The sequence below is a fragment of the Nonomuraea sp. NPDC003709 genome, from assembly GCF_040610775.1.
In the GTDB taxonomy this organism is placed as follows: Bacteria; Actinomycetota; Actinomycetes; order Streptosporangiales; family Streptosporangiaceae; genus Nonomuraea; species Nonomuraea angiospora_A.
Window position 1 is genome coordinate 139,619 of record NZ_JBEXMW010000002.1, and the last position, 16,504, is coordinate 156,122.

Genomic DNA, 16,504 nt, shown 5'->3' on the forward strand with positions numbered 1-16,504 from the left:
CGCTCCGGACAGCTTCTCAGAAAGCGGGCATCCGGAGCTATCCGAGGGAGCGCAGGCCGGCGAGCGTGATCTCGGCCGCCCGGCGCGCCGTGCTCGACATCTGCTCCGCGGACAGGTCGTGGCCGAGGTCGGCGACGATCGCCAGCTTCACCGCCCCGAACATCGCGCCCACCGCGGCGGCCGCCTCCACCGGGTCCAGCTCGGGGTAGGCCTCCCGCAGCGCCCGGGCCAGCGTGGTCTGGCTCTCGAGCAGCATCACCAGCGCCCGCGCCCGCAGCGTGGGCTCCTTGAGCACGAGCCGGATCCGCAGCTCCGCGTCCTCGAACGTGAGCTCCTCGTACGTGGTCAGCCAGGTCAGGCTCTCCTCCACGATCCGCAGGAGGACGTCGCCCGGCGACTCGCCGGGAGCCCTGTCGGCCATCGCCGCGGCGGCCAGCTCCATCTTGCGGGCGGAGTCGTAGAAGACCACGTCCTCCTTGCTCGCGAAGTAGCTGAAGAACGTGCGCGTCGACACGTCGGCCTCCGCGGCGATCTCCGCCAGTGTGGTCTCGTCGAAGCCCTTCTCGTCGAACAACCGGAGCGCGGCCTCGACCAGTGCCCGGCGCGTGCGCTGCTTCTTGCGCTCCCGCAGTCCCACGCCGCCGCTATCTACCATGACGGAACTATACTGCATGCATATATGATTTTCATGCATTGAAATTTTGCAATGGATGAGGTTTTCTGGAGGTGAAGCTCGGAAAGGAGCCGAAACATGTCCGACGTGACGTTTCCCACCGACCGGCAGCGCCCGTTCGATCCGCCCGACGAAGCCACTGAGCTGCGAGAACGGGCGAACATGCACCGTATGACCTTCGCCGACGGCCACCGGGGCTGGCTGGTGACCGGCTACTCCGCCGCCCGCGCGGTGCTCGCGCACCCGCGCTTCAGCAACCGCTCAGAGCTCGCGCACCCGCCGATCGAGGGTTCTCTGCTCCGGATGAGGATGCAGAAGGACGCGAAGACGCCGCCCGGGTTCTTCCTGCGCATGGACGAGCCCGAGCACGCGCGCTTCCGCAGGCTGCTGACCGGCCAGTTCACCGTGCGCAGGATGAAGATGCTCGAACCCAGGGTCGAGGAGATCGCCAACGCCTGCCTGGACGACATGGCCGCCGCCGGCGGGCCCGTGGACCTCGTCGAGAAGTTCGCGCTGCCGATCCCGTCGCTGGTGATCTGCGAGCTGCTCGGGGTGCCGTACGAGGACCGCGGGCAGTTCCAGGAGGACACCAAGCTCCTGGTCAACCTGGAGTCCAAGGCCGAGGACGCGATGGCCGCGCTCGGCCGGATCACGGCGTTCATGTACGGGCTCGTCCAGCGCAAGCGCAAGGAGCCGGCCGACGACCTGATCAGCGGGCTCATCGAGGGCGGGGAGCTGAACGACGAGGAGCTCGCCGGGGTGTCCCTGCTGCTGCTGGTGGCCGGGCACGAGACGACCGCCAACATGCTGGGGCTCGGCACGTACGCCCTGCTCACCAACCCCGCGCAGCTCGCCGCCATGCGCGACGACCCGTCGGTGGTGGAGAACGGGGTCGAGGAGCTGCTGCGCTACCTCACGATCATCCACCTCGGCCCGATGCGCACCGCGCTGGAGGACGTCGAGATCGAGGGCAACCTCATCAAGGCGGGCGAGTGCGTGGCGCTCCACCTGCCCACCGTCAACCGCGACTCGTCCCGCTTCCCCGACGGCGACCGGCTCGACGTCGCCAGGCCCGCGGGCGGGCACCTGACCTTCGGCCACGGCATCCACCAGTGCCTGGGGCAGCAGCTCGCCCGCATCGAGATGCGCATCGGGTACCCTGCGCTGCTGCGCCGCTTCCCAGGTCTACGCTTGGCCGTAACACCCGAGGAGGTGCCGATGCGCTCGGACATGAGCATCTATGGAGTGCACCGCCTCCCAGTCACTTGGTAGGTCACCATGGAAATCAAGGCAGATACGACGGTGTGCATCGGGGCGGGCATGTGCGCGCTGACGGTGCCGGAAGTGTTCGACCAGAGCGAGGACGAGGGCACGGTGGTGCTCCTGCAGAAGGTGCCTCCCGCGGAGCTGGAGGACGGCGTCCGTCGCGCCGTGACCCTCTGCCCGTCGGGCGCCATCTCGGTCGTCTGACGACCGTCCTTTCGTCCTCCTGAACCACCCGGCCGTCGCCGCAAGCTCCCCGCGGCGACGGCTTTTTCGCGCCCTCGGACTCATGCTGCTCGAACCTATGTTCGTGGAATCAGTTGACACCGAGCGTGATCGAAATTATGTTCGACGTAGTGACGGTGGGGCTCGCGGCTCAACGTCACCAGGACCTGGTCGCGGGCCGTTCGCTTCCCCAAGCGTTCCCCCGCGGCCAGGCTCCATGGGCGAAGGGCACGTCCTCGTCGTCGGCGGAGACGAGTGGGCGTGCCCTGGCCGGACGGGGAGTGGGGAAGCTCCACGTCCGGCCAGCCCGGTGGAAATGTCGGTGGGGTCTGCGATTGTTGGCACCACCGGCGGAGACGCCGGCGGCCGCCCACGACTCCAAGGAGGCGCGCAAGATGGCACCACGGCCTAGAGAAACGCCCGGGCCCCGGCTGTCGCCTGCGGTTCGGGCACACTTGACCGATTCTCGTTCCTGCCTGGCGGAGGCGACCGGCGCTCGCACTCCGGCATCCCGATACGTGGCCGCCCACCTGGCAGCTCTTCGGGCGGCGGCGGCGATCCTGGCCGCCCGTCCCCGTCCCATGGAAGGCCGCAGGCGCCGCCTGCGGAGCGCCTGGGAGCTGCTGCCCGAGGCAGAGCCGCGCCTGGCCGAGTGGGCCGCCTACTTCTCGGTGAGCGCCGCCAAGCGCGCCGCCGCCGAGGCGGGCATGGTCAGCCGGGTCAGCGCGGCCGACGCCGACGAGCTCCTGGCCGAGGCGGAGACGTTCGTCACCACGGTGGAGGACCTGCTCGGCATGCCGGCCCAGCCCCAACTGCCGGTCAACGTCCCGCTGGCAGGCTGACCCTCCGACGTCCCTTCACCGGGCTGATCTCACCTTCATGGTCCGGGTGGACGTTCCCGTCACCGGGCCGATCCCAGCCCTTGGTGCACCGGGCTGGTCCCAGCCCTGGATGCGCCGGGCTGACCGCGGCGTCCGGGTACGCCGGGTTCCGAGGTCGCTGCACCGCGCTCGAACGCGGCTTTCGCGCGGCCGGGCACCGACGATACGGCCCCGGTGGATGTCCCCTTGGCGGCCCATCGGCTCTTGCCGCGCCGTGACGCGGCCGGCCGCCGACGAGCTTCCGGCCGAGCCGCAGCCGCGCGCCTGCGCGGCGTGCCCGCCCGACCCAGCCCCGGCGGGCGTCCCCTGACGGCTGACCTCGGCCCGTCCTGTCCCGGTGGGCGCCCCAGCAGGCGGACCTCAGCCCGGCGGGTGGTCCCTCAGTGAGTGGACCTCAGCCCGGCGGGTCGTCGCTCAGCGAGTGGACCTCAGTTCGCGCGTCCGCCCCTTCGGCGGGCCGGCCTCGGTTCGCCCCGCCCTGGCGGTCGTGCCGGAGCGGGGCTTCCGTGCGGCTGAGCGCCGATGTGCGCCCTTGACCGGGACGTACATCGGCGCACACCACCGATCCCGCTCGCTCGGTGGTGCTCCGACGTGGACCCCCACACGCCAGTAAGCGCTTTCCGGGACGGCCGCCCTGTGCGGGGGCGGAATGTGTCCACGGTGGCGCGAAACCAGGCTCCATGCAGCTCGGAAAGCGCGGCGGGCCAGGGAAGGGCGCTCGATGCCGGGTGGCTCGCCGGCCGCGTGGCGGTGGCGAGCCCTCAGGCGCGCGAGGCGGCCTCAGAGCGGGGTGAGACGGCCTCGGAGGGAGGGGGCGACCTCAGGGGAGAGGGACGGCCTCAGAACGACTCGACGGCGCGGCGGGCCTCGGCGTCGAGAACGCCCCAGCTGATCAGCTCCTCGGTCAGCTCACTGGGCGACTTGTCGTAGATCACGGCAAGCGAGCGCAGGTCCTCCTGGCGGATCGACAGCACCTTGCCGTTGTAGTCACCGCGCTGGCTCTGGATGGTGGCGGCGTAGCGGGCGAGTGCCCCCGCCTTCTCCTTCGGCAGCGTGGCCAGGCGCTCCAGGTCGATCACAAGCTTGGGTGTCGGTCCGAGCGGGCTGGGCGCGGCTCCGCCCGGCAGCAGCTCGGATACGGGCACCCCGTAGAAGTCGGCAAGCTCGGCAAGCTTCTGTACGGTCACCGCACGGTCGCCACGCTCGTACGAGCCCACGACCACGGCTTTCCACCTGCCACGCGACTTTTCCTCGACTCCATGCAGGGACAGGCCCTGCTGGGTGCGTATGGCGCGGAGTCGTGCGCCCAGCGACTTTGCGTACTCAGACGGCATTGTGTGGCCCCCGGTCTTGTATGTATCGCTCTCAGTAGATTGTGCTCCCTTGCGGCGTATGCCCTAGCCACCGGGGGGTCTGGTGCCAAGCCCGGCACCATCGGTAGCCATGGCCCCAGGTTTACCCCAGAACGCCGCGAGGTGTGGTTACGCACAGTGACGGTAAAGGGGCGGACGCCTGAGGTCAAGCTGATTGGAAAAAAGATGCCGAATCCGATCCGGTAGGGATCGCCGCAATCGCCCCTCATGTCCCAGTGGTAACGCTACTTCGTCAGAGTTTGACGAGAAATTTCCCCGCGCTAGGTCTGCCGCGTGAGAATCATGACAGGGCAGGTCGCGGCCCGTACGATCTTGATCGAGGTGTCTCCGAGGAAGACCCGCCTGAGTGGCCCGGTGGCGCTGGAAGCGCATATGATCATCTCGCCGGGGAGCCACGAGGTCGCGCCGAGTGCCTGCGCGACGTTGCGGCCCTCCAGCACCTCCACCTCCACGCGTGGCCGTCCGTGGGCCGCCGCCCGCAGGTTGGAGGCCGCCTCGTCGCGCAGGCGGACGAGCATCTCCTCCTCGATCCTGGCGCGCCTGCCGTTGCTGATCACCAGCGTGACCAGCCGCAGGGGCACGTCCAGCGACGCGGCCACCGCCGCCGCGTCCTTGACCGCCGCGTCGCAGCCGGGGCTGCGCCGGTAGGCGACGGTGAGGCGTTCGAAGGCGGCGGGGGGCTTGTCGCCGTAGCCGCGCGGGGCGAGCAGCACGGGAACGGAGGACGAGTGCAGGAGCTGGTCGGCGGTGCTGCCGACGGTGATGCGGCCCTTGCCGCCGCCGGCGGCCGAGCCGATCACCACGACGTCGGCGCCGCGCCTGCGCGCCAGCTCCACCAGCCCGCGCCCGCTGCCCTTGTGGGTGTGGACCACGTAGTCGGCGTCGTCGCCGGCCAGCTCGCGCGCCTGCCAGAGGGTCGCGTCGGCCTGCTCCATCAGGTAGGCGCGCCACGCGCTCTCCTCGGCCCTGGCCGGGCCGGGCGCGGACCACGCGGGCGGCTGCACGTAGGCCACCGTCAGATGCCCGTGCACCTGTTCCTTGACCAGCGCGCCCAGCGCCAGCCCGTCCCTGCCCCTGGGCTCCGGGATGTAGCCGGCCAGCACGTTCTCGAGCTTCATTCAGCCCACCTCGGCATTCAGCCGCGAGTGGCCGTAGCCGTACAGGAAGTAGCAGATCAGCCCCACCAGCATCCACAGCCCGAACGCCACCCAGGTGACCCCGGCCAGGCCCGCCATCACGATGAGGCAGAAGACGGCGCCGAGCACCGGCGTGGCGGGGAACAGCGGCGTGCGGAAGGTGCGCGGCAGCTCGGGGCTGCGGTAGCGCAGGACGAGCACGCCGACGTTCACGATGGCGAAGGCGAACAGGGTGCCGATGCTGGTCGCCTCGGCGAGCTGGCCGAGCGGCACCAGGCCGGCCAGCACGGAGATGAACGCGGCGACGATGAGGGTGTTCGCGACGGGGACCTGGTGGCGCATGTCCACCCGCTGGAAGACGCGCGGGATCAGCCCGTCGCGGGACATGGCGAACAGGATGCGGGTCTGGCCGAAGATGACGGTGAGCACGACGCTGGCGATGGCGATGACCGCCCCGAACGAGACGATGAGGCCCGGCCAGGTGGCGCCGACGGCCAGGTCGGCGATGTAGGACAGGCTCGCCTCGGTGTGCTTGGCGTCGAACTGCGTCCACGGCATCGCGCCGATGGCGGCCATCGCGACGAGCACGTAGATGGCCGTCACGATGACCAGTGACAGGAGGATCGCCAGGGGCAGGTCGCGCTTGGGGTTCTTGGCCTCCTCGCCCGCGGTGGAGGCGGCGTCGAAGCCGATGTAGGAGAAGAACACCTGCGAGGCCGCCGCGGTGATGCCGGCCACCCCCAGGGGGGCGAAGGGCGTGAAGTTCTTGGCCTGGAAGGCGGTGAACGCCACCACGCAGAAGAAGAGCAGCACCACGACCTTGATCATCACGAAGATCGCGTTCGCCGTGGCGCTCTCCGAGGCCCCGTACAGCAGCAGCCACGTGGCGAGCAGGACGATGACGATCGCGGTGATGTTGATCACGCCGCCGTCCTGGCCGGGGGAGCGGGTGATCGCCGCGGGCAGCGTGAAGCCGAACAGGGAGCGCAGGAACGAGTTGAGGTATTCGCCCCAGCCGACGGCCACCGCCGCCACGGACACGGCGTACTCCAGCATGAGGCACCAGCCGCAGATCCACGCCACGAGCTCGCCCAGCGTCGCGTACGCGTAGGAGTAGGACGAGCCGGACACCGGGATCGTCCCGGCCAGCTCGGCGTACGACAGCGCCGAGAACAGCGCCGTGATCGCCGCCAGCACGAACGACACCACCACCGCCGGCCCCGCCTTGGGCACCGCCTGCCCCAGGATGACGAAGATGCCGGTGCCGAGCGTGGCGCCCACGCTGAACAGTGTCAGCTGCCAGAGCGACATGGTGCGCCGCAGCTCGCCCCCCTCGCCGTGACCGCCCTCCGCGATGATGCGCTCCGTGGGCTTGGTGCGGAAGAGCCGTTGGGCCACTGTCACGGGACACCCCCTACAGCGTGCTCGTCAGCGGCCACCTGCCGTTGGGTGTCACGATCGTTCCCGCTGTGCCGTCGAGTATGCGCTCGGCCTCGTCGAGTTTTCCGATCGCGGCCATGTCGCCGGTCGTCTCCACGAACCGGCACACCGCCTCCACCTTCGGCCCCATCGACCCCGCGGGGAACTCCAGGGCGCGCAGCTCGTGCGGCGTGGTGTGGGCGATCTCCGTCTGGTGCGGCGTGCCGAAGCCCCGCATGACGCGCGGCACGTCGGTGAGAATGAGGAACGCGTCGCACTCCAGGGCCTCGGCCAGCATCGACGCGGTGAGGTCCTTGTCGATGACCGCCTCCACGCCGGTGAGCCGGCCGCGCTCGTCGCGGACGACCGGGATGCCGCCCCCGCCCGCGCACACCACGATGACGCCCTCGCGGATCATCTGGTGGATCAGCCGGGTCTCGACGATGCGGCGCGGGGTCGGCGACGGCACGACGCGCCGCCAGTGGTCGCCGTCCCGCCGGACCGTCCAGCCGTACTCGGCGGCCAGCTTCTCGGCCTCCTCGCGCTCGTAGACCTGGCCGACGAACTTGGTCGGGTGCTCGAACGCGGGATCGACGGCCGTCACCAGCGTCTGTGTGACCATGGCCAGGACCTGACGGCCGGGCAGGGCGTTCTGCAGGGCCTGCTGCATCCAGTAGCCGATCATGCCCTGCGTCTGCGCGCCGAGCGTGTCGAACGGGTACGGCCTGGTCAGGTTGGGGTCCGCGGCGCTCTCCAGGGCCAGCAGGCCGACCTGCGGGCCGTTCCCGTGGGTGATGACCAGCTCGTGCCGGTCGGCGAGCCGGGCGAGCGTCTTGACGGCCGTGCGGACGTTGGCCCGCTGGACGTCCGCGTCCGGCGCCTGGCCGCGCCTGAGCACCGCGTTGCCGCCCAGAGCGACGATGACCCGCATCCGGCCCCTCCTCAGACTCCGTCGCGTTCGAGCGGGCAGCTCATGCAGCGCGGGCCGCCGCGCCCCCGGCCGAGCTCGCTGCCCCTGATCGTGATGACCTCGATGCCGTTGTCGCGCAGGTAGGCGTTGGTGGTGGTGTTGCGCTCGTAGGCGACGACCACGCCGGGCTCCAGCGCCAGCCCGTTGCAGCCGTCGTCCCACTGCTCCCGTTCGGCCGCGTGGAGGTCCTGCGTGGGCGTCAGGACCGTGATGGCGGGCAGGTCGATGGCGTGGGCGATGGCCCGGTGCATGTCCTGCGGCGGGTGGTCGGTGACCTTGAGCTCCTTGCGCGTCTCGCCGGGCTCGATGGTGTACGCGGGCAGCATCCCGAGACCCGCGTACTGGGTGAACACGCCCACGTCCAGCATCGTCATCACGGTGTCGAGGTGCATGAACGCCCGCGCCTTCGGCATGTCGAGCGCCACGATCCTCCGCGCGGAGCCGGCCGCGAACAGCCGCTGCGCCAGCATCTCCACCGCCTGCGGCTGGGTGCGCTCGCTCATGCCGATCAGCACCGCGCCCCTGCCGAGGACCAGCACGTCGCCGCCCTCGATGGTCGCCGGCGCGACCGGCTGGCCCGGCATCCAGCAGTGGAAGCCGCCCTGCCCCGGCCGGTTGAAGCCGTCGGCGAACGTCGGGTGGTACATGTAGACGGCCTCCATGTTGACCGTCTCGCGCATGCGGGCCTTCTTCTTCATCGCGTTGATCGACACGCCGTCGTAGATCCAGCAGGACGTGTCGCGGGTGAAGAGGTGGTTGGGCAGCGGCGGCAGGATGAAGTCGTCGTCGCGCATGGTGTGGAAGGTCACGGAGCCGGGGCCGCAGCCCCTCTCGAGCAGCTCGCCCTTGGTGATGCCGCCGGTCAGGTAGACCTGCAGCGTCGCGGAGTCCATGCCGTCGAGGATGTTGCGGACGTCGTCGGTGGCGCCGGGGCCGAGCCAGCGCTCGTCGATGACGGCGTCGAGGATGTGCTTGCGCGCCTCGGGGATGTCGACGGTCTCCCTGAGCAGGTCGGCCAGCAGGTGGACCGTGATGCCGCGGCCGGTCAGCACCCGCTGGAACTCCGCGTGCTCCTCCATCGCGCGCTGGACCCACAGCACGTCGTCGAAGAGGAACGCGTCCTTGTTGGACGGGGTCAGCCGTCTGAGCGCCCGGTCCGGCCCGTGAACGAGCACCTGGCGCAGGCGTCCGACCTCGGAATCGACGTGAAAGGCCATCTTCGCAGCATCCCCTCCTGGCGGCTTCCCCGGGCAGTATCAGCGTCTCCCCGAGGAAGCCGGTACGCCATCCGTACCCCGATGAAGCTTCGTGACGCCACGGGAGCCCTCTCGCGTTGTTCCTGGTAGCCCCTGGTACTGTGTGTGCCGACCAACACCCTTTTAAGACCCGTCCCGTGAGGCGGGAAAGGTGGTGAGATTCGCCATGTCCGATTCCAGGGCTGTCCTCGAGGCCCCTGACATCCACCGGGCCCTTACCCGCATAGCGCACGAGATCCTCGAGCGCACCAAGGGCGCCGACGACGTCGTGCTCCTCGGCATCCCGACCCGCGGCGCCACGCTGGCCCGCAGGCTCGGCGACCGCATCGAGCAGTTCGAAGGCGTCAAGATCCCGGTCGGCTCCATCGACATCACGATGTACCGCGACGACCTGCGGCTCAAGCCCGCCAGGCCGCTCGGCCGCACCGAGCTGCCGCCGGACGGCATCGACGGCAGGGTCGTCGTGCTCGTGGACGACGTCCTCTACTCCGGCCGCACCGTGCGCGCCGCGCTCGACGCGCTCAACGACCTCGGCCGGCCCACCGCGGTGCAGCTGGCCACGCTGGTCGACCGCGGCCACCGCGAGCTGCCCATCCGCGCCGACTACGTCGGCAAGAACCTCCCGACGGCCAAGAGCGAGAAGGTCAAGGTCTACCTGCAGGAGATCGACGGCCGCGACGCCGTGCTCCTCATGAAGGGGGACGCCAAGTGAACCGCCACCTGATCTCCGCGGGCGACCTCACCAAGGACGACGCGCTCCTCATCCTCGACACCGCCGAGGAGCTGGCGAGGGTCTCGGAACGTTCCATCAAGAAGCTGCCCACGCTGCGCGGGCGCACCGTGGTCAACCTGTTCTTCGAGGACTCCACCCGCACGCGCATCTCGTTCGAGGCGGCGGCCAAGCGGCTGTCCGCCGACGTGATCAACTTCTCGGCCAAGGGGTCGAGCGTGTCCAAGGGCGAGTCGCTCAAGGACACCGCGCTCACCCTCGAGGCCATGGGCGCCGACGCGGTCGTCATCCGCCACGGCGCCTCCGGCGCGCCGCACCGCCTGGCCAACTGGGTGCGCGGCAGCGTCGTCAACGCCGGCGACGGCACCCACGAGCACCCCACGCAGGCGCTGCTCGACGCCTTCTCGATGCGCCGCCGTCTGGGCAGCCTCGAAGGGCGCAAGGTCACGATCGTCGGCGACGTGCTGCACAGCCGGGTCGCCCGCTCCAACGTGCTGCTGCTCGACACGCTCGGCGCCGACGTCACGCTGGTGGCGCCGCCGACGCTGCTGCCCGTCTCCGTCGGCTCCTGGCCGTGCGAGGTCTCCTACGACCTGGACGCGGTGCTGCCGAAGTCGGACGTGGTGATGATGCTGCGGGTGCAGAAGGAGCGGATGAACGCCGCCTACTTCCCCAGCGAGCGGGAGTACTCACGCCGGTACGGCCTGGACCGGGACCGGTTCGCCAAGATGCCCGAAGACGCCATCGTGATGCACCCCGGGCCGATGAACCGGGGCATGGAGATCGCCGCGGAGGTGGCCGACTCGGCGCGCTCCACGATCGTCGAGCAGGTCGCCAACGGTGTGACCATTCGCATGGCGGTGCTGTACCTGCTGCTGGGGGGAGAGAGCGCGTGATTATTCGCAATGTCAGGATTCTGGGTGGCGAGCCCGTCGACATCCGCGTCGCCGACGGGATGATCGCCGAGATCGGGCCGGGCCTGGAGGGGCCCGAGACCGTCGACGGCGGCGGCGCGATCGCGCTGCCCGGCCTCGTGGACCTGCACACCCACCTGCGCGAGCCCGGCCGCGAGGACGCCGAGACCGTGCAGACCGGCACCCAGTCGGCCGCCCGGGGCGGTTACACCGCAGTGCACGCCATGGCCAACACCTCGCCGGTCGCCGACACCGCGGGGGTCGTCGAGCAGGTGTGGCGGCTCGGGCGCGAGTTCGCGCACTGCGACGTCCACCCCGTCGGCGCCGTCACCGTCGGCCTGGAGGGCAAGCAGCTCGCCGAGCTGGGCGCGATGGCCGACTCGGCCGCCCGCGTGCGGGTCTTCTCCGACGACGGCAAGTGCGTGGACGACGCCGTGCTGATGCGCCGTGCCCTGGAGTACGTCAAGGCGTTCGACGGCGTCATCGCCCAGCACGCCCAGGAGCCCAGGCTCACCTCCGGGGCCCAGATGAACGAGGGTGTGATCTCCGGCAGGCTCGGCCTGACCGGCTGGCCCGCGGTCGCCGAAGAGGCGATCATCGCCCGCGACTGCCTCCTGGCCGCCCACGTCGGTTCCAGGCTGCACATCTGCCACGTCTCCACGGCCGGCTCGGTCGAGATCATCCGCTGGGCCAAGTCCAAGGGCTGGAACGTCACCTGCGAGGTCACCCCGCACCACCTCCTGCTCACCGACGACCTGGTCGAGGAGTCCCCGGTGGGCGCCTACAACCCGATCTACAAGGTCAACCCGCCGCTGCGCACCCGCGCGGACGTCGAGGCGCTGCGGGCCGCGCTGGCCGACGGCACGATCGACATCGTCGCCACCGACCACGCCCCCCATCCGGTCGAGGACAAGGAGACCGAGTGGTCGGCCGCGGCCATGGGCATGGTGGGCCTGGAGACGGCGCTCAGCGTGGTCCAGGAGGCCATGGTCGAGACCGGGCTGCTCGACTGGGCGGGCGTCGCCCAGCGCATGTCCGCCGTCCCGGCCCGCATCGGCCGGCTCGGCGGCCAGGGGCAGCCGCTGGAAGTGGGCGCCCCGGCCAACATCACGCTGTACGACCCGTCCGTGCGCACCGAGGTGGATCCGTCCGCATTCGCGTCGAAGAGCAGGAACACCCCGTACGAGGGGATGACGCTGCCCGGCCGGGTGGTGGCCACGTTCCTGCGCGGCAGGGCGACCGTTCTCGAAGGGAAGCTGGTTTGAACACATCGGTGCTCGTCCTGGAAGACGGCCGCGTCTTCCAGGGACGTCCGTACGGCGCCGAGGGCGAGACGTTCGGCGAGATGGTCTTCAACACCGGCATGACCGGCTACCAGGAGACCCTCACGGATCCGTCCTACCATCGGCAGATCGTCGCCATGACGGCGCCCCACATCGGCAACACCGGCGTCAACGACGAGGACCCCGAGTCCGGGCGCGTCTGGGTCGCCGGCTACGTCGTGCGCGAGCCGTCCAGGGTCGTCTCCAACTGGCGGGCCAACCGCTCGCTCGACGACTACCTCAAGGAGCAGGGCGTCGTCGGGATCGCCATCTCCGGCACCCGCGCGCTCACCCGCCATCTGCGCGAGCGCGGCGCCATGCGCGCCGGCATCTTCACCGCGCCCACCGTGCCGGTCGAGGAGCTGGTCGAGCGCGTGCGGCAGTCGCCCCGCATGGAGGGCGCCGACCTGGCCGCCGAGGTGGCCACCGACGAGCCGTACGTCGTGCCGGCGATCGGCGAGAAGAGGTTCACGGTCGCGGCCGTCGACCTCGGCATCAAGGGCATGACGCCGCACCGGATGGCCGAGCGCGGCTGCGAGGTGCACGTGCTGTCCGCGACGGCCACGTACGAGCAGATCATGGCGGTCGAGCCGGACGGGGTCTTCTTCTCCAACGGGCCCGGCGACCCCGCCACGGCGGACGTGAGCGCGCTGCGGGGGGTCCTGGAGGCCAGGGTCCCGTTCTTCGGGATCTGCTTCGGCAACCAGCTCTTCGGGCGGGCCCTGGGCCTTTCCACCTACAAGCTGCGTTACGGGCACCGGGGCGTCAACCAGCCCGTCCAGGACGTGCGCACCGGCAAGGTCGAGATCTCGGCGCACAACCACGGGTTCGCCGTGCGGGCACCGCTCGACGCGCCGTTCGAGACCCCGTACGGTCAGGCCGAGGTCAGCCACGTCAACCTCAACGACCGCTGCGTGGAGGGGCTGCGCCTGCTCGACGGGCGGGCCTTCAGCGTCCAGTACCACCCGGAGGCCGCCGCGGGCCCCCACGACGCCGCCTACCTTTTCGACGAGTTCTGTGAGGTCATGAGCCGTGCCCAAGCGTGAGGACATCAGGTCCGTCCTGGTGATCGGCTCGGGGCCGATCGTGATCGGCCAGGCGTGCGAGTTCGACTACTCCGGCACCCAGGCGTGCCGCGTGCTGCGGGCCGAGGGGTTCCGCGTCGTCCTGGTCAACAGCAACCCGGCGACGATCATGACGGACCCCGAGTTCGCCGACGCCACGTACGTCGAGCCGATCACCCCCGAGTTCGTCGAGAAGATCATCGCCAAGGAGCGGCCCGACGCGCTGCTGCCGACCCTGGGCGGGCAGACCGCGCTCAACACCGCGGTCGCGCTGCACGAGTCGGGCGTGCTGGAGAAGTACGGCGTCGAGCTGATCGGCGCCGACTTCGACGCGATCCAGGCGGGGGAGAACCGCGAGCGGTTCAAGGAGATCGTCGCCAAGGTCGCCCGCGAGCGCGGGCTCAACGCCGAGTCGGCCAGGTCGGCCATCTGCCACACGATGGAGGAGTGCCTGGCCGCCGCGGGCGAGCTGGGCTACCCGGTCGTGGTCAGGCCGTCGTTCACCATGGGCGGGGCCGGCTCCGGCTTCGCCTACGACGAGACCGACCTGCGCCGCATCGGCGGCGCCGGGCTCGACGCCTCTCCGACCACCGAGGTGCTCCTGGAGGAGTCGATCCTCGGCTGGAAGGAGTACGAGCTGGAGGTCATGCGCGACAAGCACGACAACGTCGTCATCGTCTGCTCCATCGAGAACATCGACCCGATGGGCGTCCACACCGGCGACAGCGTCACCGTCGCGCCCGCGCTGACCCTGACCGACCGCGAATACCAGAACATGCGCGACGTCGCCATCGCCGTCATCCGCGAGGTCGGCGTCGACACCGGCGGCTGCAACATCCAGTTCGCGGTCGACCCGCGCACCGGCCGCATGATCGTCATCGAGATGAACCCGCGCGTGTCCCGATCGAGCGCCCTGGCCTCCAAGGCCACCGGGTTCCCGATCGCGAAGATCGCGGCCAAGCTGGCCATCGGCTACACCCTCGACGAGATCCCCAACGACATCACCAAGGAGACCCCGGCCTCCTTCGAGCCGACGCTCGACTACATCGTGGTGAAGGTGCCGAGGTTCGCGTTCGAGAAGTTCAAGGGCGCCGACCAGACGCTCACCACGCACATGAAGTCCGTGGGCGAGGCCATGGCCATCGGCCGCTCCTTCCCCGAGGCGCTGCAGAAGGCGCTGCGGTCGCTGGAGAAGAAGGAGTCCGCCTTCACCTGGGCAGGCGAGAGCGGCGACAAGGCCGAGCTGCTCGAGCGCTGCCGCACCCCGCACGACGGGCGGCTGCGCACGATGCAGCAGGCCATCAGGGCGGGCGCCACGCCCGAGGAGGTGTTCGAGGCGACCAGCGTCGACCCGTGGTTCGTCGACCAGCTCTTCCTGCTCCACGAGGAGGCCGGGGAGGTCGCCGCCGCCGCCGAGCTGACCTCCGAGGTGCTCGAGCGGGCCAAGCGGCACGGGTTCAGCGACGCGCAGATCGGCGAGATCCGCGGCATCGACGAGGCCCGGGTCCGCGACCTGCGCCACGCGCTGGGGCTGCGCCCGGTCTACAACACCGTCGACACCTGCGCCGCCGAGTTCGCCGCGAAGACGCCGTACCTCTACTCCACCTACGACGAGGAGAACGAGGTCCCCTACGGCGAGCGCGAGAAGGTCATCATCCTCGGCTCCGGGCCCAACCGCATCGGGCAGGGCATCGAGTTCGACTACGCGTGCGTGCACGCCTCGTTCGAGCTGTCCAGGGCCGGGTTCGAGACCGTCATGGTCAACTGCAACCCGGAGACCGTTTCGACCGACTACGACACCTCCGACCGGCTCTACTTCGAGCCGCTCACCCTGGAGGACGTGCTGGAGGTCGTCCACGCCGAGCAGCAGACCGGCCCGGTCGCGGGCGTGATCGTGCAGCTCGGCGGCCAGACGCCGCTGGGGCTGGCGCAGGCGCTCAAGGACGCGGGCGTGCCCGTGGTCGGCACCTCGCCGGAGTCGATCCACCTGGCCGAGGAGCGCGGCGCGTTCGGGCGGGTGCTGGCCGAGGCGGGGCTGCCCGCGCCCAAGCACGGCACCGCGCTCACCGTCGCCGAGGCCCGGGAGATCGCCGAGGAGATCGGCTACCCCGTGCTCGTCCGGCCGTCCTACGTGCTCGGCGGCGCCGGCATGGCCATCGTGTACGACGACGAGACGCTGACGACGTACATGGCGGCCCAGGAGGGCGGCCATCCGGTGCTGGTGGACAAGTTCCTGGACGAGGCCATCGAGATCGACGTCGACGCCCTCTACGACGGCTCGGAGCTCTATCTCGGCGGTGTCATGGAGCACATCGAGGAGGCCGGGATCCACTCCGGCGACTCGGCGTGCGCGCTGCCGCCCATCACGCTCGGCAGCCACGACATCAAGCGCATCCGCGCCGCCACCGAGGCCATCGCCGCCGGGGTGGGCGTGCGCGGGCTGCTGAACGTCCAGTACGCGATGTCGGCCGGCGTCCTCTACGTCCTGGAGGCCAACCCGCGGGCCAGCCGCACCGTGCCGTTCGTGTCCAAGGCCACGGCGGCGCCGCTGGCCAAGGCGGCGGCCCGGGTGATGCTCGGCGCGTCGATCGCCTCGCTGCGCGAGGAGGGCATGCTGCCCGCGACCGGCGACGGCGGGACGCTGCCGCTGGACGCCTCGATCGCGGTCAAGGAGGCGGTGCTGCCGTTCAACCGCTTCCGGGGCGTGGACATCGTGCTGGGGCCCGAGATGCGCTCCACGGGCGAGGTCATGGGCATCGACGAGTTCTTCGGGATCGCGTACGCCAAGTCCCAGGCGGGCGCCTACGGCGAGCTGCCGACCAAGGGACGCGCGTTCGTGTCGGTGGCCAACCGGGACAAGCGTGCCATGATCTTCCCTGTGAAGGCGCTCGCGGATCTCGGATTCGAGATCCTGGCCACCGAGGGGACCGCCGAGGTGCTGCGCCGCAACGGCGTCCATGCCAAGATCGTGCGCAAGCAGAGCGAGGGTCCCGGTCCCGGAGGTGAGCGCACGAGCGTGCAGGCCATTCTCGACGGCGAGGTCGACCTGATCGTCAACACGCCGTTCGGCAGCCCCGGGCAGTCGGGGCCGCGGCTCGACGGCTACGAGATCCGCACCGCCGCGGTGCTGCGCGGCATCCCGTGCATCACCACGGTCTCAGGGCTCGCCGCGGCGGCGGCGGGCATCCAGGCGATCGTGCGCGGCGATGTCGGCGTACGGTCGCTCCAGGAGCACGCACAGGCACTCCGGGGCTGACCCCGCACGGGAGGTGAAGACG

General features: G+C 70.4%; 14 protein-coding genes. 8 read left to right on the forward strand and 6 right to left on the reverse strand.

Annotation, left to right across the window (positions count from 1 at the left end; translation table 11 throughout):
• Positions 1 to 37: 37 nt before the first annotated feature.
• Positions 38 to 655 carry a TetR family transcriptional regulator gene (locus ABZX61_RS05125; protein WP_350729071.1) on the reverse strand — a complete coding sequence of 206 codons (618 nt, stop codon included), beginning with the start codon at positions 653 to 655 and terminating at the stop codon, positions 38 to 40.
• A gap of 96 nt (positions 656 to 751) precedes the next feature.
• On the opposite strand from ABZX61_RS05125, the gene ABZX61_RS05130 reads away from it, so the two are divergent.
• The 3 genes from ABZX61_RS05130 to ABZX61_RS05140 all read left to right on the forward strand — a co-directional run bounded on the left by ABZX61_RS05130 (position 752) and on the right by ABZX61_RS05140 (position 3,003).
• Positions 752 to 1,945: a cytochrome P450 gene (locus ABZX61_RS05130; protein ID WP_350729073.1), complete on the forward strand. Its 1,194-nt coding sequence runs from the start codon at positions 752 to 754 to the stop codon at positions 1,943 to 1,945.
• A gap of 6 nt (positions 1,946 to 1,951) precedes the next feature.
• Complete coding sequence (locus ABZX61_RS05135; RefSeq protein ID WP_185072964.1) at positions 1,952 to 2,143, forward strand: ferredoxin; 192 nt, start codon at positions 1,952 to 1,954, stop codon at positions 2,141 to 2,143.
• A 473-nt stretch (positions 2,144 to 2,616) separates the two neighbouring features.
• Entirely contained in the window at positions 2,617 to 3,003 is a 387-nt protein-coding gene (locus ABZX61_RS05140) for an SAV_6107 family HEPN domain-containing protein (protein WP_355191656.1), read from the forward strand.
• A gap of 878 nt (positions 3,004 to 3,881) precedes the next feature.
• On the opposite strand, the gene ABZX61_RS05145 is transcribed toward ABZX61_RS05140, so the two are convergent.
• The 5 genes from ABZX61_RS05145 to ABZX61_RS05165 form a co-directional block, all read right to left on the reverse strand.
• On the reverse strand, positions 3,882 to 4,376 hold the full coding sequence (locus ABZX61_RS05145; protein WP_026214021.1) for a transcriptional regulator: 495 nt from the start codon (positions 4,374 to 4,376) through the stop codon (positions 3,882 to 3,884).
• Positions 4,377 to 4,675: 299 nt separating this feature from the next.
• Positions 4,676 to 5,533, reverse strand: a complete 858-nt coding sequence (locus ABZX61_RS05150) for a universal stress protein (RefSeq protein WP_355191658.1) — start codon at positions 5,531 to 5,533, stop codon at positions 4,676 to 4,678.
• On the reverse strand, positions 5,534 to 6,955 hold the full coding sequence (locus ABZX61_RS05155) for an amino acid permease (RefSeq protein ID WP_355191660.1): 1,422 nt from the start codon (positions 6,953 to 6,955) through the stop codon (positions 5,534 to 5,536).
• A 10-nt stretch (positions 6,956 to 6,965) separates the two neighbouring features.
• Complete coding sequence (gene arcC / locus ABZX61_RS05160; protein ID WP_355191662.1) at positions 6,966 to 7,901, reverse strand: carbamate kinase; 936 nt, start codon at positions 7,899 to 7,901, stop codon at positions 6,966 to 6,968.
• A gap of 11 nt (positions 7,902 to 7,912) precedes the next feature.
• Positions 7,913 to 9,157 carry an arginine deiminase gene (locus tag ABZX61_RS05165; RefSeq protein ID WP_355191664.1) on the reverse strand — a complete coding sequence of 415 codons (1,245 nt, stop codon included), beginning with the start codon at positions 9,155 to 9,157 and terminating at the stop codon, positions 7,913 to 7,915.
• 205 nt (positions 9,158 to 9,362) lie between these two features.
• Here ABZX61_RS05165 and pyrR point away from each other — a divergent pair, with 205 nt between their 5' ends.
• From pyrR to carB, 5 genes are read left to right on the forward strand one after another with little or no spacing between them, the layout of a single operon-like run.
• The gene (pyrR, locus tag ABZX61_RS05170; protein WP_185072969.1) at positions 9,363 to 9,908 is read left to right on the forward strand and encodes a bifunctional pyr operon transcriptional regulator/uracil phosphoribosyltransferase PyrR; all 546 of its coding nucleotides are present in this window, start codon (positions 9,363 to 9,365) and stop codon (positions 9,906 to 9,908) included.
• Positions 9,905 to 10,822, forward strand: coding sequence for an aspartate carbamoyltransferase catalytic subunit (locus tag ABZX61_RS05175; RefSeq protein WP_350729083.1), 918 nt, complete (start codon positions 9,905 to 9,907; stop codon positions 10,820 to 10,822). Before pyrR ends, ABZX61_RS05175 begins: the two co-directional genes overlap by 4 nt.
• Complete coding sequence (locus ABZX61_RS05180) at positions 10,819 to 12,105, forward strand: dihydroorotase (protein ID WP_350729085.1); 1,287 nt, start codon at positions 10,819 to 10,821, stop codon at positions 12,103 to 12,105. The genes ABZX61_RS05175 and ABZX61_RS05180 overlap by 4 nt, the downstream gene beginning before the upstream one ends.
• Positions 12,102 to 13,208 (forward strand): glutamine-hydrolyzing carbamoyl-phosphate synthase small subunit, encoded by a 1,107-nt coding sequence (gene carA, locus ABZX61_RS05185; RefSeq protein ID WP_355191667.1) that lies wholly within the window; start codon positions 12,102 to 12,104, stop codon positions 13,206 to 13,208. Before ABZX61_RS05180 ends, carA begins: the two co-directional genes overlap by 4 nt.
• Complete coding sequence (gene carB / locus ABZX61_RS05190) at positions 13,195 to 16,482, forward strand: carbamoyl-phosphate synthase large subunit (RefSeq protein WP_355191669.1); 3,288 nt, start codon at positions 13,195 to 13,197, stop codon at positions 16,480 to 16,482. The genes carA and carB overlap by 14 nt, the downstream gene beginning before the upstream one ends.
• Positions 16,483 to 16,504 lie beyond the last annotated feature (22 nt).

Coding starts and splice junctions, on each gene's coding strand:
- pyrR (WP_185072969.1), top strand. CDS start 9,363: ATGTCCGATTCCAGGGCTGTCCTCGAGGCCCCTGACATCCACCGGGCC.
- ABZX61_RS05135 (WP_185072964.1), top strand. CDS start 1,952: ATGGAAATCAAGGCAGATACGACGGTGTGCATCGGGGCGGGCATGTGC.
- ABZX61_RS05145 (WP_026214021.1), bottom strand. CDS start 4,376: ATGCCGTCTGAGTACGCAAAGTCGCTGGGCGCACGACTCCGCGCCATA.
- ABZX61_RS05150 (WP_355191658.1), bottom strand. CDS start 5,533: ATGAAGCTCGAGAACGTGCTGGCCGGCTACATCCCGGAGCCCAGGGGC.
- ABZX61_RS05165 (WP_355191664.1), bottom strand. CDS start 9,157: ATGGCCTTTCACGTCGATTCCGAGGTCGGACGCCTGCGCCAGGTGCTC.
- ABZX61_RS05130 (WP_350729073.1), top strand. CDS start 752: ATGTCCGACGTGACGTTTCCCACCGACCGGCAGCGCCCGTTCGATCCG.
- arcC (WP_355191662.1), bottom strand. CDS start 7,901: ATGCGGGTCATCGTCGCTCTGGGCGGCAACGCGGTGCTCAGGCGCGGC.
- ABZX61_RS05125 (WP_350729071.1), bottom strand. CDS start 655: ATGGTAGATAGCGGCGGCGTGGGACTGCGGGAGCGCAAGAAGCAGCGC.